This is a genomic window from Rossellomorea sp. GQ25, assembly GCF_059758515.1.
In genome coordinates this window covers 429,249-445,556 of the sequence record NZ_JCAXEQ010000002.1, presented here as the reverse complement: position 1 = coordinate 445,556, position 16,308 = coordinate 429,249, and the positions used below count along the sequence as shown (strand labels likewise).

The following is a 16,308-nucleotide window of genomic DNA, read 5'->3' as shown; positions in this document are numbered from 1 at the left end:
TTGATTGAATGAACAATTGCAAGAATACGACGAAGATAAGTAATTGGTGCGTGGTTAGTATGGCCTCGATTCCTTTGGTGATGACCTTGGGGAATTCCATGCTGATCCCTGTATTGCCGATTTTTGAGAAAGAGGTGGGGATCACTTCTTTTCAAACGAGTATGATTATTACCAGTTACTCTATTGCCTCTATATTTCTGATTCCGGTGGCTGGATATTTGTCGGATCGGTTCGGAAGGAAGGTGGTAATACTTCCCGGTTTAATCATTGCGTTAATTGGGGGATTGGTTGCAGGCTATGCTTCATGGAAGATGGATGATCCCTTTACGTGGATCATCATCGGTCGAGTGCTGCAGGGGATCGGTGCGGCTGGTGCAGCTCCGATCATTTTACCGCTGGTGGGTGATTTATATAAGGATGATGATGAGAAAACAAGCTCCTGTCTTGGGTTGATTGAAACCTCAAACACATTCGGCAAGATGTTAAGTCCTATATTGGGGGCATTGTTTGCCGCTTATTTATGGTATCTTCCTTTTTTTTCTATTTCTGTTTTTAGCCTCATTTCGATTGTCCTTGTCATCTTCTTCATTAAAGTCCCTAAGAAGAAAGAGAAGCCGGTTGTGCTGACAAAATTCATCAAGGATACGAAAAAGATTTTTAAACAGGAGGGGAAATGGATTTTTACTGTATTTCTCGTGGGTATCTACATCATGCTCGTATTGTTTGCCGTCTTGTTTTTCCTTTCTGATTCATTGGAGAAAACACATGGCCTGTATGGGGTGAAAAAAGGATTCGTTCTGGCTATTCCTCTACTGGCTCTGTGCATCGCTTCCTTTATAACAGGTAGAAAGATTAAAGGTGAGCTAAAGGTAATGAAGGTGATCATGACGGTGAGCTTGATTCTAATGAGTGTCAGCGTTTCTTTGATAGGCTTTGTGGATGAGCGCCTGATTCTTCTCCTGTCCGTTTCAAGTTTCCTTGGTCTATCGATTGGTGCCCTGCTACCTACAATGGATGCATTGATAACCGAAAATATTGAAAAAGAGGAGAGAGGCACAATTTCTTCTTTCTACAGTTCATCAAGATTCATCGGGGTCGCTGCCGGTCCGCCATTAATGGCTGTTGTGATGAAATCTCTATTGAATCAAAGTCTCATCGGTGCAGGAGTCCTTGGTATTGGGATGTTTCTTCTCGTACTGTTTTTTATTCGAACTGAAAACTCACCTGGAGTGAGTAGAATAGGAGGGAAAAAATGAAACCACTAGATAGCGATTTTTCCGAAACACATCTCCCTTTCTATAGTGTAAATAACGAGAAAGGAAGGGAAATATGTGAAGATCTTTATTATTGGACGAATGAGATTGTGAACGTCTGTTTCTACGGAGTTCCGGGAAGCAGGGATTGGGTAATGATTGATTGTGGGATGCCTCACTCTAAGAATAAGATTATGGAAGCGGCTGAGGAGTGGTTTGGTCACTCGGGTAAACCGCAGGCCATTGTGTTGACCCATGGCCATTTTGATCATGTCGGGTCATTGGAGCCGCTCTTAAAGGAATGGGACGTTCCTGTTTATGCCCATGAATTAGAAATCCCTTTTCTTAACGGTGAACAGGACTATCCGAAGGGTGATCCCACTGTGGATGGTGGTTTGATCAGTGAGTTGTCACCACTGTATCCTCATCATGGAATCGATGTGTCTGATAGTCTTCACGTTCTTCCGCAAAATGGTGACGTCCCCTTTATGCAAGGGTGGAAATGGCTCCATACACCTGGCCACACGCCGGGGCATATATCCCTTCACCGGGAGTTGGATGGAGTGCTGATAGCCGGTGACGCCTTTGTTACTGTGAAGCAGGAATCCCTGTATCGGGTTGTGTTTCAAAAGAAAGAGATCAGCGGTCCTCCGAGGTATTTCACGATGGATTGGGAAGCAGCAAAGGAATCAGTGGTGACATTATCGAATCTGAATCCGAAGATGGCTGTCACTGGTCACGGAGAAGTGATGGCTGGGAAAGAGTTGGAAGGATCTTTAAGAAAATTGCTCGAAAACTTTGATGACATAGCTTTACCGGCTAATCGGAACCCCCATTCATGACGTTCTCTTTCGAATAATTCCATCCGTGTAGGGAAAGCTAATCTAGAAAACACCATTTTCCCTCTTCTGACTGAGAAGAGGGTTTTTAGCGATGAAAAGGTCGAAAGGATGGAATGTCTAATGGATTTGGATTGGGTTTGGAAAGCGATTCTCATTGTTTTGGCGGGAACCTTATTGTTAAGAGTGGCTGGGAGGAAGTCGATTTCCCAGATGACATTGGCACAGACGGTCATTATGATCGGAATCGGGTCATTATTAATTCAACCGGTAGCTGGAAGGAATATCTGGACGACGATAGGTGTCGGGCTTGTTCTTGTCTTAACGCTGATGGTCATGGAATATTTACAGGTGAAATCAGATCGTGTTGAACAAATGATCACTGGAAGATCCAAGCTTCTCATGGAAAATGGCCTATTGATTGAAAAGAATTTTAAGAAGTTACGAATGACGGTAGATCAATTTGAAATGAAACTAAGACAGCAGGGAGTCAGTAAACTTTCTGATGTGAAATGGGCGACGCTTGAGCCGAATGGACAAGTCGGAGTGGAATTGATGCCCCAGGCGAAGCCGGTTACGATGAAAGATTTCGAACAACTCCAGGCACAAGTACAGAGACTGATCAATATGCTTGAGGTACAACCTTCCACGAGGAGGTCAGTCAGTCAGGAAGTGGGAGGAGAAGATATGTTTAAAGAGATCAAACAGAACTCCTCCGTCAATCCTCCCCCAAAACATCTTCAGTAGTAGTAAGACAGGAATCTGCGAATGGAGGAAGTTCATGAAAGCAGTCACGTATCAAGGAAAGAATTCCGTAGCCGTCAAGAGAGTAGAGGACCCGCGGATACAAGACTCACAAGACGTCATTGTCAACATTACATCAACAGCCATCTGTGGATCCGATTTGCATCTTTACCAGGGGAATTTCCCACTCCCGATCGGGTTTGTCATTGGACATGAGCCGATGGGGATCGTAGAGGAAGTCGGGAAAGACGTGACCAAAGTAAAAAAGGGAGACCGTGTCATCATCCCCTTCACGGTGGCGTGCGGGACATGTCACTATTGTCAGCATCATTTGGAGAGTCAATGCGATCATTCCAATCCCCACTATGACTCTGGAGGATTGTTCGGGTATTCGGAGAAGTTCGGTAATTATCCCGGGGGACAAGCGGAATATCTCCGGGTGCCATACGGGAACTACACCCCTTTTTTAGTACCGGAAAATTGTGAACTGGAGGATGAAGAGCTCCTCTTATTATCCGATGTACTCCCGACGGCCTATTGGAGTGTAGAGAATGCCGGTGTGAAAAAAGGGGACACGGTCATCGTCTTGGGATGTGGGCCGGTCGGATTGATGGCCCAACAGTTTGCCTGGAAAAAAGGGGCAGAGAGGGTCATCGCGGTGGATTATTTCGAATATCGCTTACGTCACTCAAAGAAGATGAACCATACGGAAGCCTTTGATTTCACCCAATACGACGATATGGGGGAAACGTTAAAAGAGTTGACCAGGGGCGGAGCGGATGTGGTGATCGATTGTGTCGGCATGGACGGGAAGAAGTCACCCCTTGAATATATGGAACAGAAATTGAAACTTCAAGGGGGAACGATTGGACCGATTCAAATCGCCACCAAAGCTGTCAGGAAGTGTGGAACCGTTCAATTGACCGGGGTATATGGCGGTCTATACAATCTGTTCCCCCTTGGAGCATTCTTTGCCCGTAATATTACATTGAAAATGGGGCAGGCTCCTGCGAGATCCTATATGGCCCCCCTTTATGAACAAATCGTCAAAGGGGAAATCGACTCCACTTCCATCATCACACATATACTTAAGCTTGAGGATGCGGCAAAAGGGTATCAACTATTTAACCAAAAAGAAGACGACTGCATCAAAGTCATCTTGAAGCCATAACGGTAACTAGGAGGGATTTAGTGTCCCTCCTTATTTTTGTTCACGGGACACTATACGCTTACATAAAGTGGAAGGGTGTTGTAAAAGAGAGATAGACAGAGGAGATGAGACTGTGTTTTATCATATTAAAGAGCTCCAGTATGAGGCAAAACCATGCAAGCCCAACCCGGCTTATGCGAACCAGCTACAAGAAATTTTAGGTGGACAATACGGGGAAATTTCGGTTATGATGCAATATTTATTCCAGGGATTCAACGGACGGGCGGACAAAAAATTCCGTGATTTGTGCCTGGACATCGGGACGGAGGAAATAGCCCATGTAGAATTACTGGCCACCCTTATTGCCCGCCTGCTGGATGGTGCCCCCGTATCTGAACAGGAAGCGATGTATAAGAGCAATCCGGTTCTCGCGGCAGCGATGGGTGGAATGAATCCACAGCATGTGATTGTGAGCGGGCTGGGTGCGATGCCGGTGGACAGTGTGGGAAATCGGTGGACAGCGTCATATATCGGTGCAAGCGGTAACCTCCTGGCCGATTTTCGTGCCAACTTAACGGCAGAATCAATGGGCCGGTTGCAGGCAGTGAGACTATATGAGCTGAGTGATGACCCAGGTGTCCGTGATACGCTTTCCTTCCTGATCGCCCGTGACACAGCGCATCAGAATCAATGGGCAGCAGCCATCGCGGAACTAGAGGAGCGTGAAGGAGATATTGTCGTACCGACGACGTTCCCAAGGGAACTTGAGAAGCAAGCTGTTTCTTACGACCTTTATAACCTATCCAGAGGGGAAGCGAGTGCCGAGGGACGATGGGCGCACGGACCGAGCATGGACGGGAAAGCGAATTTTCAATATATCAGTGAGCCTGGACCATTCGGATCAAAACCTAAACTAGCCCCGGCTCCTAAATATGTACATGATACCGTGCCCATGCCCCCAATGATGAAATAATCAAAAAAAACCGGGGAAGTTGAATTTGACTACTTACATCGGTCCATGTCATTAAAGTACCTAAAAAAAGAACGGCTGCAATGGCAGAATCGGGCCTGCTGGCGCCAGTCGGAATATCATCAAGGCAGGCATGGAGGCTCTGGAGGTGTGGGAGGCAATCCGATCCTCTTTTCCTTCAGAAGTTTTTCCACTTGCTTGATTTCTTCTTGCCCACCCTCTATGCAGTCCTTCATTAACTCCTGCATGGTTAAGCTGCATCTGATATCCTGCAACAGTGGCTTTAGCTGTCAACAGATCGTTCCACGTTCCAAATACTTCACCATAATAAGCAACGGTTCTTCTTGTGGGTTTCCACTTAAATTACCCATAATCAGCTCGAAAAAACCTCCAAATTATATGCCAGGTAGAGTAAAGACAAAGAGATGTGCTTCTTTTGAAAGGTAAGAAGCACGTCTTTTTTATATGCAATTCCTTCGCTATCATGTGTTGCTTTATAAGACAACTGCGAAATATGTCGTAATTTGTATATTGAAAATATTAAGAAAATTTTAAATATACAGTTGACCTATAACGTCATATGACGTATTATAATTATCAATATGATGTTATGAGACATCATAAAATCTCGGAGGTGCTTTTATGACACATTCATTATCCCAATCAGCAATTAAAAACAATGGAAAGGAGAAGGCTTTAATGAAACAAGAACATGTTAATCAAATTCAAAATGTAATGAACGCAATTGAGAAAAAAAATGTTCAAAATGTATTTTTCGTAGCTTGCGGCGGATCAATGGCCTCCTTATCTTTTGGTGACTATTTCATCACAAAAGATACTGGAAAACCTAGCTTTGTTTATACTTCTAATGAATTTGTTCATTTGGATCCTAAAGCTTTGAATGAAAACAGTTTAGTTATCTTACGTTCTCATTCTGGAACAACACCGGAAACAGTTAAAGCAGCTACATATGCTCGAAATATAGGTGCTCTCACTGTTGCCATCTCTATGGATGTAGAATCTCCACTTTGCAAAGAAGCAGAATATATCCTTCACTATAATTACAAAGATGGATCAAATGCCATTGATGGTGAAATCGGAATTTATTACACATTCATTTTTAAACTATTGAAAACCCTTACAGGTGACGAAAAGTATGATAGGGGAATTGATCAGTTAAGCAATCTTGAAGGATTAATCGGAACGAATCAGGAGAAGTATAAAGACGCAGCTTTTGAATTCGGTAAGCGGAATAAGAGAGAGAAAACCATTTATACGATGGCAAGCGGCGCTTATATCCATCATGCATACTCATTCACTAGCTGCCTTCTAATGGAAATGTTATGGATCAATTCAAATGCTATTCATTCAGGAGAATACTTCCACGGTCCTTTTGAAATCACGGATTATGATGTGCCTTTCCTCATGATTGTTGGTGAAGGTCCAAGTAAGCCTTTAGATCAGCGGGCGCTGGATTTCGTCACAAAATACAGTGAGAAAGTAGAAATAGTAGACGTTAGCAAATTCGATTACAGCGGTGTGGATGATGACTTGAAAGAGTATTTTGGTCCAGCCTTGGCAGGTCCTGTCATGCGACTTTATGCAGATGGATTAGCAGAACATACAGGTCACCCGCTATCTGTAAGAAGATACATGTGGAAAATGGAGTATTAATTATTATTTAATTGGTGTAGAATCTATTATTAAAAATAACGGTATGGATGAGGCGATAATATGAAAAAAATGTTCAGCTTTCTTCTAGTAGGCTTAACCGCGGCTGGTATTCTGGCAGGGTGTAACTCATCTGTTGACTCAAGTTCCGAATCTAAAGAGGATGAGGTCGTTATTGATTTCTTTCACCGTTGGCCCAATGAACCGAGAAAATCATTCTATGATGAGAAAATCAAAGAGTTTGAAGAATCGCATCCTGGTGTCACCATTAATGTCGATTCTGTTTTAAATGACTCTTATAAAGAAAAGGTTAGAGTTTTAGTATCAAATGATGGCCTGCCAGATATTTTCTCTTCATGGTCAGACTCTTTTGCTGAAAATCTAGTCAGCTCAGGCCGGATAAAAGGACTAAATGACATCATGAGTGAAGATCAAGAATGGAGTGGAAATATTCTTGAATCACAGTATGCAGGGTTTACATTTGATGACGTAACATATGGTATTCCTTTCACAGTAGATGGAAAAGCCTTCTTCTATAACAAACAAATCTTTGAGGAAAATAATATTGAGGTTCCAGAGACATACGATGAGATGATTGATGCATTAGATCAATTAAAGTCGGCTGGTTATGAAACTCCTCTTGTAGAAGGATTAACAAATGCATGGGCTATTTCTCACTATATGGGTACGATCTTTGATCGTGTCGTGGATCCTGAAGTTCGCGAGGCAGACTATAAACTGGAAAGTGCTTCACCCTATACAGATGAAGGATATATTCAAGGTTTAGAGATGTTCCAAGAGCTGACTACTTATATGGGAGAAGTCTCTACCGCCATTGATCACGAAGCAGCAAGAAATATGTTTGCCGCAGGAGAAGTGCCGATTCTATATATGCAATTTGCTGAAGTAGGTTTGGTTCAAGACATTGGAGATGTAGAAATTGGTTTCTTCAACTTCCCTGAAGTAAAGGATGGAGAAGGACGAGCGGATTCCCTGACGGGTGCTCCTGAAGGCTGGGTGCTTAGCAAGGATGCTCCAAAAGAAGCGGTTGAATTCCTGAAATTCTTGACTTCTGAGGAAACAGCTCAGGACTTTACGAAAGCAGATGGCCAATTAAATGCTGTGAAAAATGGTGTCACGGAAGAGAATACCAGTCCTACCAGCTATGAAGCGTATCAAATTGTGTTAGATGCATCCAATACAGCACCATGGTTTGATAATGCGGTTGATATTACGATTGCTGATATCTTCATGCGTGGTGGTCAGGAACTGGCTACGAAACAAAAAACACCAGAAGATATTATGAAAGAGGTTCAAAAAGAAGCAGCGAAAATGAGTGAGTAAAGGGAGGGCCCTGACATTCGGGTGTCGGGGCTTTCTAATTATATTGAAAGTGGGTGATACGTATGAAATTAAAAAAAATGTCTTTGACGCCAATTTTATTCCTTTTACCAACCGTCCTATTTTTAGGCGTTTTCATTTACATACCACTCATTCAAAACTTTTATAACAGCTTCTTTGATTTCAATGTATTTTCAGATTCAAAAAGTTTTGTGGGTTTAAGCAATATAAAAGAATTATTCCGGGATGAAGTAATCGGTATCGCATTCTTAAACAATCTGAAATATGCAGGGGTATCGGTGATTTTTCAGATATTTTTTGCCTTAATACTGGCAAGTATTCTAGAAGATAAGATGTTTCGTAGAGTCGCTCCAGCACTAAGGGTCATTTATTTTATCCCTGTCATGATCTCCATTTCAGTCATCGCGCTTTTGTTTGGCTTTGTTTATAATCCGCAAATAGGTTTGTTAAACAGCTTTCTGGAGTTAATTGGACTCGGTGATCTTGCAAAACCTTGGCTTGGTAATTCGACGACTGCTATCTATAGTGTCATTGCCATGTCACAATGGCAAAGTATAGGCTTAATCACCATGCTGTTTATTGTAGCTATTCAAAAAATACCTAATGAATTGTATGAAGCTTCCCACATAGACGGTGCAGGGAAGATCCGTCAGTTCTTTCACATTACTCTTCCTCAAGTAAAGGAAACAATGTTTGTTAATCTATTGATTACAGTCACTGGTTCCATTTTGGTCTTTAATGAACCCTATATTTTAACCAATGGAGGACCTGGTAACAGCTCGATGACATTAGCCGTCCATATGTATCAAAATGGATTCTTTAAGGACAATATGGGTTATGCTTCTTCGATCGCCACTTTAATGTTTTTGTTGTCGGCTATCTTTGCATTAGTCCAAATCAAAGTGTCTAAAACAGGAAAGGAAGATTGATGATGAAATTAGAAAATCTTACAACTGAAAAATCAATTTTCCCGGCTGCTCAAAGAAAGTACATGCCACTTAAAACACGTATATCCAGAAATGTAGTTTTTCTTGGATTATTGATTTTCGCCTTGATGATCTTATACCCACTTTTTTGGATGTTTATCTCTTCTTTTAAAAGTTATCAAGAAATTTATTCAAACGTTTGGGCACTTCCTAGTGAATGGCACTTTGAAAATTACGCATTGGCCTGGGAAAAAGGGATTCAAAACTACTTTTTGAATAGTGCTTATGTTACTGGCTTTTCAATCCTCCTTACGGTAATGACTGGTACGATGGCTGCCTTTGTTTTGGCCCGATATCGGAATCGCTGGATTGATGCGGCTCTTCTATTTATCATTGGTGGTTTGATGATGAATCCAGAAGTTGCTCTCATTCCTTTGTTTGAGATTTTAACATTCTTTAACTTAATCGATACGAGATGGGCGTTAATTTTAACGTATGTTGCTTATAGACTTCCTCTTACGATTATCTTAATCCGCGCTTTTTTCATAACTGTACCAAAAGAGCTATCAGAATCTGCCTTAATTGATGGATGTAGTGAATTTGGGATCTATTGGAGAATCTACTTGCCTTTATCTATTCCAATCGTCATTACTTCGGTCATTATTAACGCCTTTTATGCATGGAATGAGTTCTTATTCGCAACGGTATTTATCAATTCTAGTGAATTGAAAACGATTCCATCCGGCTTAATGGTCTTCAGGGATGCTTTAAGAACCGATTGGGGTGTCTTATTATCTGGAATGGTTATTGCTTCAGTACCGATGGTTATTTTATTGATTGTTCTGCAAAAATATTTAGTACGAGGCCTATCAGAAGGCTCGGTGAAAGGATAGTGACCTATGAAATTAATTACGGTTGGTGACAATGTTGTAGACTGCTATTTGGATCGTAACGAATATTTTCCAGGAGGGAATTGTGTTAATGTCGCTGTTAATGCTAAACGCAATGGCGCGAGCACTGTTGGCTATATTGGTATTTTTGCTACGGATGAACCTGCTAAACATATTAAAAAGTCATTGCAGCAAGAAGGAGTTGACTTTCATTTTTCACGGGATGCTATTGGCATTACCGGCCAACCCAAAGTGACGCTTACAGAAGATAATGATAGGGTGTTTGTTGGAGGTCCTAAAGACTCTGTCCAACATCGGTTTAAAATTCAACTTATTTCAGAGGAAGTTGACTACCTTAAGCAATTCGATATTTGTCATGTGAGTTGCTATTCGTCAATGGAAAGTGAGTTGCCTAAGATTGCTAAAGAGCTTAACGTTTCGTATGACTTTTCAAATCGAAAAGATCTGGAATATATCTCATCCATTGCTCCGTATGTAACCTTTGCCTTCTTCTCGGCTGCAGAACTATCTGAGGCAGAACTTAATGAATTCATTGAAAGCCTTGCCCCTTTTGACTTTAAAATTATTGGTTTAACACGGGGAGGAGAGCCTGCGGTATTTGTTCATAAACAAAACATCTATAAACAAAAATTACGAAGCATTGAAGTGGTCGATACAATGGGGGCAGGAGACAGTTTGATTGCTGGCTTTCTAACCGAATATGTGAAGAGTGTTGACATTGAAAAGGCAATTGAAAAAGGGACCATTTCTGCTGAAAGGACATGTCAAGAGTATGGAGGGTTTGGCTACCCTGCAAAGATGTAATTCATTTTATTTCGGCCGTGGTTCATGTATAATTATTGTAAAATTGAGATATTGAGGCGTTGACAATGGAAAAAGACAATCTTAATCGAGATCAGCTTTACTTATATGAAGAAATAATGACCGGCCTTACCCAATATATTGATAGCCATGGACTAAAAGAAGGAGATCGAATCCCAACGGAAAAAGAGCTGGGGGATTTGTTTAAGGCAAGCCGTATATCCATTAGACGTGCCATCAAGGAATTAGTAGAGGAAGGCACGCTAAAAATTGTTAGAGGTAAAGGAACGTTTGTAAGCGCTCCAAGAAAAGAAATTCATTTGTTAGATTTGCAAGGTTTTTCAGAAGGATTAACAACCGAAAATGATACCATTACGAAAGATATCATTTCAATCCAGAGAGTGAAAAGTAATAAGGATCTAGACCGCATTTTTGAAAGTCAATACGATGAATATATAGAACTGGTAAGAAAAGTTTATCGCAATGATCAGGCATTAAGCCTGGACTTTGCCTATTTACCGACTGCCCTTTATCCAGGCATCGAAGAAAAAATCACTCCTGAAAGTTCCACCTTCACCATTATTCATGATGATTATGGAATAGAGTTTAAAAAAGTAAATAAGAACTTGGAGTTTGTTCATCCTGATGAAGAAATACAAGGACACTTAAAGGTGAATAGCTTAAATTTGCTCATATTGGTGGATAAAGTGATTTACGGTGAACATGATGCACCTGTCCATTATTCAAAATACTATTTAATTGCTGAACGGGTGAAATTAAGATTGGAACATATCATTAACCAAAATTAAATAAAGAGGATGAAAGGGATGTTTAAAGCAGTTATTTTTGATTTTGATGGGCTGATCTTAGATACGGAAACCCTTCATGTGGAAATATTTCAAGAAATGTTTAGTGACCATAATATTGAATTTCCATATTTAGAATGGATTGAAAATATCGGTTCAAAAAGCAAATTCTCTATATTTGATTTATTAGAAAGGGAACTGGTTTCAGCGAAGGTAGACCGCGAGCTATGGAAAGTCCAAAACCAACAAAAATTTTCTGAACGGGTAAGCGCTCTCGAGGCACGGCCAGGTGTTATTGAATACTTGAATGCCGCGAAAGCCGAAGGGCTAAGGATTGGACTGGCATCAAGTTCTACCAACAAGTGGGTGACGGATCATTTAACGAACCTTAATCTGATCGATTATTTTGAAACCATTAGAACGTCGGATGATGTGGAATTCGTAAAGCCGAATCCTGCTTTATATAAGTTAGCTGTAGAAGACTTGGGTGTGTCGCCTTCAGAGTGCCTTGCATTTGAAGATTCTGCAAATGGAGCATTGGCTGCAGTTGAGGCTGGTTTAACATGTATCATTGTCCCCAATCATACGACCCGGCATCTGAAGTTTCCAAATGTGAAACAAAGATTGAACTCCATGAATGATGTACCTTTCTACCAATTGCTAGAAGAGAAGAAATGAATAATCATTCCCCGCATACTTCATGAAATTTAGTGTTAGGTTTATACAATAGACTGTATGCGGTCTACATGTGAATGGTCATACGTGTAGACATGCATCACCTCCAAATAAAGATCAGATTGCCTCTTTATTTTCTACTCAAGATTGGAATTAGTTGTATGATTCAATTATTCATGACTGCCTCCTTCAGAAATGAAAATGTAGGTATTGTTTAATTGGCAGTGGCTTCTGATGAATAGGAAAGTTGGAACCTTCTTTGCTTTGCCTTCTATGGTTGAAGAAATCGGAGAAGGTATCGCAGGTCAATGAATTGGATACTTAAAATGAATGGTAAGCAGAGAAATAGACGAAATATCGGAATAACAAGCCATTGCGATCATCAGGCAATGGCTTGTTATTTTCTTGAAGATAAATGGTTGCATGTCCGTTGGCTCATTTCGATTTGTGAGTCAGCACGTGATAGGTCCCTCAGGGGCAAGCATGTATTTAAGATAGTCGTGAAAATAGGGGGACGGACCTCAGGTTCTTACAACTCTGTTCCCTGATAAGATGAAGTTTATGTGCCAGAAGGTTAGGTACCAATTTCAACAGCGGTGTTCAACACAGCCAATCATAAATAAACTTGCTCAACCACCAGTCCATTTGGTGGTTCTTTTTTTACAAAAAACATACTTCATCCCAAAAAACTTCCCATCCTGTACATAGATTGTTCATAGTTTCGTAATAATTTCCTTCTAAGATGAAATCAACAGCAGAGTTCAACCGAGCAGAATAAATGGAGGAGGAAACAAAATGCTAGAACATAACAATCAAAATGAAGAAATGAAGCATATAGAATCAGACAATGAAGCTAGGAATAAAGAGGATATGCAAAGAAGCGAGAAGCCGAAAAAACCTTTTAAAGGACGAGGATTTCTATCCACTGTGGGAGCGGGGATCATCGGTTCGGTCCTAACACTGACGGTATTACCTCAAACCGACTACTATCAGAACCTGTCCCAGCCGAGCATCGAACAGCCAGCAGGGACCACCGAGCATGAAGAAGCTTCGGCTGATTCAGGAATCACTCCCACTACAGTGTCAACTGGGGGCGATGTGGCGAATATCGTGGAAGATGCCTCTGAATCGATTGTCGGGATCGTCAATTATCAGCAGCAAAGTAACCGCTCCACTGGTGGTTCACAAGATGCTCAAGCAGGGACAGGTTCAGGGGTTCTCTTCAAGAAAGAAGGGGAAAGTGCTTATATTATCACCAACAACCATGTCATTGAAGGTGCTTCAACGATTGAGGTTTCTCTCTATGACGGTGAAAAAACCAACGCGGAGCTGGTCGGGGCAGATCCACTGACAGACCTTGCTGTATTGAAGATCGATGGTAAATATGCGGACAACCTGTTGGAAGTGGGGGATTCCAGTGCGTTGCGTGCCGGTGAACAGGTCATCGCCATCGGGAACCCCCTCGGCCTCGATTTATCAAGGACTGTTACACAAGGAATTGTCAGTGCCGTCGACCGTACCATTCCGGTGCAGACATCTGCAGGTGAATCTGAATTGAATGTCATCCAAACAGACGCGGCGATCAATCCGGGTAACAGCGGAGGGGCGCTTCTGAATTCAAAGGGTGAGTTGATCGGGATCAACAGCGCGAAGATCTCCAATTCAGGAGTAGAAGGGCTTGGCTTTGCCATTCCAAGTAAGGATTTCCTGCCGATCGTCAATGAAATCATCGAAACGGGAAAAGTGGAGCGGCCGTATATCGGAATCGGAATGACGAATCTTGCCGAAGTTCCCCGCAATTACCTGAAGGATTTGCCTAATGAAGTGGAAGCAGGTGTGATTGTTGCAAGTATCGATGAAACCTCAGCGGCATCAGAAGCCGGGATCAAAGAGGGTGATGTCATCACGGAGCTTAATGGTCAATCAATAGAGGACGTGGCCGACTTGAGAAGGCAGTTGTATGCTGACCTGAAGGTAGGAGATCAGGTTGACTTGACCATCTTCCGTGGGGATGAAGAAATGACAATCAGTTTGACTCTGACTAGTAATGCAATGATTAACTAATAGATTTGGTTGTGTGGTGCCTGGTACAAATCGGGTGGGTTTTACCAGGTACAGATGGAGTGAAATGTACCAGGTACAAATTAAGTGGATTGTACCAGGCACAAATCATGTAAATTGTACCTGGTACCAAAATGAAGCGAAAATAGGCACCGGAAAATGAGTACAAAGGAGAACGAGTGAGTGAATAAAAAGAAGCGTACGATCACATCATGGAGTGTAATAGGGGGCATTGTCGTCGTCGGCACGATGCTTGCCATGTTTGGCTTTTCGAAGGAGGAAGTGGTGGCGAAGGTGGGAAGCAAGTCGATCAGTAAAGAAGACTTGTATACGACGCTTGTGGACCAGTATGGGGAAGCAGCCCTGGATACACTGATTGCCGAGAAGATTGTGGAGCTTGAGAGTGACAAACAAGAAATCAAAGTCAAGGACAGTGAAATAGATGAGGAACTGCAGACAATTAAAGATTCATATGGGGGCGAAGAGGCATTCAATGAGGCATTGGCCTCAAGCGGAGCGAGTCTTGATAGTGTCAAAGAGAATATCCAATCCTTTTTGTTAACAGAAAAATTGCTGAAGGACAGAGTCTCTATTTCAGATGATCAGATAAAAGAATATTTTGAAGCGAATAAAGACTCGTTTGCCGAAGAAGAGCAGATACAGGCAAGCCATATTCTTGTAGAGGATGAAGAAACGGCAAAAGAAGTGAAGGACAAGCTTGATGACGGTGGGGATTTCGCGGAGCTTGCCAAAGAATACTCCACTGATACTTCCAATGCCGAATCAGGCGGGGAGCTGGGCTATTTTGCAAAAGGTGAAATGGTGTCCGAATTTGATGAGAAGGCGTTTGCCATGAAGACGGGGGAAATCAGTGAGCCTGTTAAGACGGAGTTTGGTTTCCATATCATCAACGTGACAGACAAAAAAGAAGCGAAAGATGCGGTTCTTGAAAATCATAAAGAGGAAATAAAGGATATTCTGTTTGATCAGGCACTACAAACGGAGTACGGGACTTGGCTTGAGGAACAAAAAGAGGAGTACAAGGTCGAAAATATATTGAAAAGTTAATGAACAGGCAAATGTTTGTTCATAATTTGGCCATAGCTTCTGGAGAAAATGATATGGCAGGGGATTGAATCCTGACTTCATCGTCAGCTACATAAGTGGGTTCGATACCTGCAACACAAAAAAAGGAGGAAATAAAATGAATAAGAAAACACTCACGTATGTACTGACAGGTGCATTATCTGTCGGGATCCTGGGGGCTCTTCCAGCCTTTGCTGCTGAGGAGGACACTGCGAAGACAAACGACTCGGCGGTTGTCAGCAAAGAGACTGATCGGGCATTTGGCGCACATCGCGGCGGTGGACATGGGAAGCTCCATCTGAATGAGGAACAGTTGAAGGAAAAAGCAGAAGAGCTCGGAATCGACAGCACCGATAAGGATTCAAGGGAATTGGCCAAAGAGATTATGGATGCCGAACTTGAAAAAAGAGCGAACGCATTAGGGATTGAAACCGAAGGGAAAGATCACCCTGCAGTGATGGAAGAAATACGCCAAGCGGAAATGAGCGAAAAAGCGAAAGAGCTGGGGATTTCAACTGAAGGAAAAGACCAGGAGGAGCTTGCTCAAGAGATAAGGGAAGTACTGGTGATACAGAAGGCAAAAGAACTTGGAGTGGAGACTGAGGGCAAGGATCTGGACGAACTGGCAGATGAAGTCAGGGAAGCAGCAATTGCGAAACAGGCAAAGGATCTTGGAATTGAGACAGAAGGAAAAGAGCATCATGAATTGAAACAAGAGGTTTTTGAAGCCTCCATTTTAAAAGCCGCCAAAGAACTGGGCATTGAAACAGAAGGCAAAACGACAAAAGAACTGATGGAAGAAATCATGACCTATCATGCCGATGAAGCGAAAAAACTGGATTTCTTCCCATTCAATAAGGAAGAGGGATTCTTTTTCCACATGGGCGGTAAGAGCCATCACGGCGATCCTGGACATGGAAAAGGCACTCATGAATCTGCGCCTGAGGCAGAACAGAGTGAAGTACCATCAGCCGAATCCCAAAGTGACACATTATAGGACAACCCTGACAGGAAATCCCCGCCAAGTGAGCGGGGGTTTTTCATTAGGGGGAA

General features: G+C 42.2%; 16 protein-coding genes. 15 read left to right on the top strand and 1 reads right to left on the bottom strand.

Going from position 1 to position 16,308, the window contains the following annotated elements:
• The first annotated feature begins 8 nt into the window (after positions 1–8).
• From AC6CIB_RS08050 to AC6CIB_RS08030, 5 genes are all read left to right on the top strand, one after another.
• A complete protein-coding gene (locus AC6CIB_RS08050) occupies positions 9–1,256 on the top strand; it encodes an MFS transporter (RefSeq protein WP_498279469.1) in 1,248 nt (415 codons plus the stop codon).
• Complete coding sequence (locus AC6CIB_RS08045; protein WP_498279467.1) at positions 1,253–2,095, top strand: MBL fold metallo-hydrolase; 843 nt, start codon at positions 1,253–1,255, stop codon at positions 2,093–2,095. The genes AC6CIB_RS08050 and AC6CIB_RS08045 overlap by 4 nt, the downstream gene beginning before the upstream one ends.
• Before the next feature lie 120 nt (positions 2,096–2,215).
• A complete protein-coding gene (locus AC6CIB_RS08040) occupies positions 2,216–2,839 on the top strand; it encodes a DUF421 domain-containing protein (protein ID WP_498279465.1) in 624 nt (207 codons plus the stop codon).
• A gap of 34 nt (positions 2,840–2,873) precedes the next feature.
• Positions 2,874–4,007: a zinc-dependent alcohol dehydrogenase gene (locus tag AC6CIB_RS08035; RefSeq protein WP_498279463.1), complete on the top strand. Its 1,134-nt coding sequence runs from the start codon at positions 2,874–2,876 to the stop codon at positions 4,005–4,007.
• Positions 4,008–4,119: 112 nt separating this feature from the next.
• Positions 4,120–4,959: a manganese catalase gene (locus AC6CIB_RS08030; RefSeq protein WP_498279461.1), complete on the top strand. Its 840-nt coding sequence runs from the start codon at positions 4,120–4,122 to the stop codon at positions 4,957–4,959.
• A gap of 60 nt (positions 4,960–5,019) precedes the next feature.
• On the opposite strand, the gene AC6CIB_RS08025 is transcribed toward AC6CIB_RS08030, so the two are convergent.
• Positions 5,020–5,250: a hypothetical protein gene (locus AC6CIB_RS08025; RefSeq protein WP_498279459.1), complete on the bottom strand. Its 231-nt coding sequence runs from the start codon at positions 5,248–5,250 to the stop codon at positions 5,020–5,022.
• 405 nt (positions 5,251–5,655) lie between these two features.
• On the opposite strand from AC6CIB_RS08025, the gene AC6CIB_RS08020 reads away from it, so the two are divergent.
• The 10 genes from AC6CIB_RS08020 to AC6CIB_RS07975 all read left to right on the top strand — a co-directional run bounded on the left by AC6CIB_RS08020 (position 5,656) and on the right by AC6CIB_RS07975 (position 16,252).
• A complete protein-coding gene (locus AC6CIB_RS08020; RefSeq protein WP_498279457.1) occupies positions 5,656–6,630 on the top strand; it encodes an SIS domain-containing protein in 975 nt (324 codons plus the stop codon).
• 60 nt (positions 6,631–6,690) lie between these two features.
• Positions 6,691–7,971 carry an ABC transporter substrate-binding protein gene (locus tag AC6CIB_RS08015; RefSeq protein ID WP_498279455.1) on the top strand — a complete coding sequence of 427 codons (1,281 nt, stop codon included), beginning with the start codon at positions 6,691–6,693 and terminating at the stop codon, positions 7,969–7,971.
• Between the two features lie 62 nt (positions 7,972–8,033).
• The gene (locus AC6CIB_RS08010) at positions 8,034–8,918 is read left to right on the top strand and encodes a carbohydrate ABC transporter permease (RefSeq protein ID WP_498279453.1); all 885 of its coding nucleotides are present in this window, start codon (positions 8,034–8,036) and stop codon (positions 8,916–8,918) included.
• Between the two features lie 2 nt (positions 8,919–8,920).
• Positions 8,921–9,808 carry a carbohydrate ABC transporter permease gene (locus AC6CIB_RS08005; protein ID WP_498279451.1) on the top strand — a complete coding sequence of 296 codons (888 nt, stop codon included), beginning with the start codon at positions 8,921–8,923 and terminating at the stop codon, positions 9,806–9,808.
• Between the two features lie 6 nt (positions 9,809–9,814).
• Positions 9,815–10,630 carry a PfkB family carbohydrate kinase gene (locus tag AC6CIB_RS08000; RefSeq protein ID WP_498279449.1) on the top strand — a complete coding sequence of 272 codons (816 nt, stop codon included), beginning with the start codon at positions 9,815–9,817 and terminating at the stop codon, positions 10,628–10,630.
• A 65-nt stretch (positions 10,631–10,695) separates the two neighbouring features.
• Complete coding sequence (locus AC6CIB_RS07995; protein WP_498279447.1) at positions 10,696–11,436, top strand: GntR family transcriptional regulator; 741 nt, start codon at positions 10,696–10,698, stop codon at positions 11,434–11,436.
• Positions 11,437–11,454: 18 nt separating this feature from the next.
• The gene (locus tag AC6CIB_RS07990; RefSeq protein ID WP_498279445.1) at positions 11,455–12,111 is read left to right on the top strand and encodes an HAD family hydrolase; all 657 of its coding nucleotides are present in this window, start codon (positions 11,455–11,457) and stop codon (positions 12,109–12,111) included.
• Positions 12,112–12,903: 792 nt separating this feature from the next.
• Positions 12,904–14,172, top strand: a complete 1,269-nt coding sequence (locus tag AC6CIB_RS07985; RefSeq protein WP_498279443.1) for a S1C family serine protease — start codon at positions 12,904–12,906, stop codon at positions 14,170–14,172.
• A 180-nt stretch (positions 14,173–14,352) separates the two neighbouring features.
• A complete protein-coding gene (locus AC6CIB_RS07980; protein WP_498279441.1) occupies positions 14,353–15,237 on the top strand; it encodes a peptidylprolyl isomerase in 885 nt (294 codons plus the stop codon).
• A 136-nt stretch (positions 15,238–15,373) separates the two neighbouring features.
• A complete protein-coding gene (locus AC6CIB_RS07975) occupies positions 15,374–16,252 on the top strand; it encodes a hypothetical protein (protein WP_498279439.1) in 879 nt (292 codons plus the stop codon).
• Positions 16,253–16,308: the final 56 nt, after the last annotated feature.

Excerpts from the sequence above, each read along its gene's own strand:
- AC6CIB_RS07995 (WP_498279447.1), top strand. The coding sequence starts at position 10,696 with ATGGAAAAAGACAATCTTAATCGAGATCAGCTTTACTTATATGAAGAA.
- AC6CIB_RS08035 (WP_498279463.1), top strand. The coding sequence starts at position 2,874 with ATGAAAGCAGTCACGTATCAAGGAAAGAATTCCGTAGCCGTCAAGAGA.
- AC6CIB_RS08045 (WP_498279467.1), top strand. The coding sequence starts at position 1,253 with ATGAAACCACTAGATAGCGATTTTTCCGAAACACATCTCCCTTTCTAT.
- AC6CIB_RS07975 (WP_498279439.1), top strand. The coding sequence starts at position 15,374 with ATGAATAAGAAAACACTCACGTATGTACTGACAGGTGCATTATCTGTC.
- AC6CIB_RS08015 (WP_498279455.1), top strand. The coding sequence starts at position 6,691 with ATGAAAAAAATGTTCAGCTTTCTTCTAGTAGGCTTAACCGCGGCTGGT.
- AC6CIB_RS08010 (WP_498279453.1), top strand. The coding sequence starts at position 8,034 with ATGAAATTAAAAAAAATGTCTTTGACGCCAATTTTATTCCTTTTACCA.
- AC6CIB_RS07985 (WP_498279443.1), top strand. The coding sequence starts at position 12,904 with ATGCTAGAACATAACAATCAAAATGAAGAAATGAAGCATATAGAATCA.
- AC6CIB_RS08005 (WP_498279451.1), top strand. The coding sequence starts at position 8,921 with ATGAAATTAGAAAATCTTACAACTGAAAAATCAATTTTCCCGGCTGCT.
- AC6CIB_RS08050 (WP_498279469.1), top strand. The coding sequence starts at position 9 with ATGAACAATTGCAAGAATACGACGAAGATAAGTAATTGGTGCGTGGTT.
- AC6CIB_RS08000 (WP_498279449.1), top strand. The coding sequence starts at position 9,815 with ATGAAATTAATTACGGTTGGTGACAATGTTGTAGACTGCTATTTGGAT.
- AC6CIB_RS07990 (WP_498279445.1), top strand. The coding sequence starts at position 11,455 with ATGTTTAAAGCAGTTATTTTTGATTTTGATGGGCTGATCTTAGATACG.
- AC6CIB_RS08040 (WP_498279465.1), top strand. The coding sequence starts at position 2,216 with ATGGATTTGGATTGGGTTTGGAAAGCGATTCTCATTGTTTTGGCGGGA.
- AC6CIB_RS08020 (WP_498279457.1), top strand. The coding sequence starts at position 5,656 with ATGAAACAAGAACATGTTAATCAAATTCAAAATGTAATGAACGCAATT.